The sequence below is a fragment of the Escherichia sp. Lx600-2 genome (assembly GCF_036662595.1).
In the GTDB taxonomy this organism is placed as follows: domain Bacteria; phylum Pseudomonadota; class Gammaproteobacteria; order Enterobacterales; family Enterobacteriaceae; genus Escherichia; species Escherichia coli.
Genome location: NZ_JAYQWM010000234.1, coordinates 1 through 1,219, shown reverse-complemented (window position 1 = coordinate 1,219; position 1,219 = coordinate 1). Strand labels below are relative to the sequence as shown.

Genomic DNA, 1,219 nt, shown 5'->3' with positions numbered 1-1,219 from the left:
CTGATAGAAACAGAAGCCACTGGAGCACCTCAAAAACACCATCATACACTAAATCAGTAAGTTGGCAGCATCACCCGACAAGATTAGGAATAAGATCGGCGCGACGTTGATATTGATTTAATACCTCAGACCAGGAGGCGTTAACCTGCTCATCATAGGTTTGAATATCGTTATATCCACAGCCTGATAAATTGAAAATAAATATAATTACGATGAATATCCTGAGCATGTTTAAATCCTTTTTCATTAATTCCTTAAAACATAATACGCCGCTTCATTTTATTCTTTATGATCTAATGCACTTTTTGCCTTAAACCTGCCTGTAACAGAATGTTAATAAGACATGATTGTTGCGGCAGGATCTGCAATAATTAACAATTATCCACTTCACAGAGAATGCTATGCAGTACCCGATTAACGAGATGTTCCAGACCCTGCAAGGTGAGGGTTACTTTACCGGCGTCCCCGCCATTTTTATTCGTTTACAGGGATGCCCGGTTGGCTGTGCCTGGTGCGACACCAAACACACCTGGGAAAAGCTTGAGGATCGGGAAGTCTCCCTTTTCAGCATTCTGGCGAAGACCAAAGAGAGTGATAAGTGGGGGGCGGCGAGCAGTGAAGACTTGCTGGCTGTCATTGGTCGCCAGGGATACACCGCGCGGCATGTGGTGATTACGGGTGGTGAGCCTTGCATTCATGATTTGCTACCACTGACTGACCTGCTCGAAAAGAACGGTTTTAGCTGCCAGATCGAAACCAGTGGTACTCATGAAGTACGCTGTACACCGAATACCTGGGTTACCGTATCGCCAAAGCTGAACATGCGCGGCGGCTATGAAGTGTTGTCACAGGCACTGGAGCGAGCCAACGAAATCAAGCATCCAGTGGGACGCGTACGTGATATTGAAGCACTGGATGAACTTTTGGCGACGCTGACCGATGATAAACCGCGAGTCATTGCACTGCAGCCGATTAGCCAAAAGGATGATGCCACACGTTTGTGCATTGAAACCTGCATTGCGCGTAATTGGCGTTTGTCGATGCAAACCCATAAATATTTAAATATTGCCTGATTAAACATTTATAAGCGTTATAAATGGGTGGAACCTGTAAAGACTTCTACTCATTTATATTCTTTGTCGTCTCTGAAAAACCTCCATTTTGCCCATCCTGAACTAATCATTATCATTCTCTACAAATTCTGTGGCGTTAATTTTTC

Annotated in this window: 1 protein-coding gene and 1 pseudogene; one reads left to right on the top strand and one right to left on the bottom strand. The window is 44.3% G+C overall.

The window, feature by feature from the left end:
* Positions 1–76 precede the first annotated feature (76 nt).
* A pseudogene (locus tag OQV04_RS24730) lies at positions 77–229 on the bottom strand (LemA family protein); the annotation flags it as partial.
* A 172-nt stretch (positions 230–401) separates the two neighbouring features.
* On the opposite strand from OQV04_RS24730, the gene queE reads away from it, so the two are divergent.
* Positions 402–1,073: a 7-carboxy-7-deazaguanine synthase QueE gene (queE, locus tag OQV04_RS24725; protein ID WP_001199973.1), complete on the top strand. Its 672-nt coding sequence runs from the start codon at positions 402–404 to the stop codon at positions 1,071–1,073.
* Positions 1,074–1,219 lie beyond the last annotated feature (146 nt).

Coding starts and splice junctions, on each gene's coding strand:
- queE (WP_001199973.1), top strand. CDS start 402: ATGCAGTACCCGATTAACGAGATGTTCCAGACCCTGCAAGGTGAGGGT.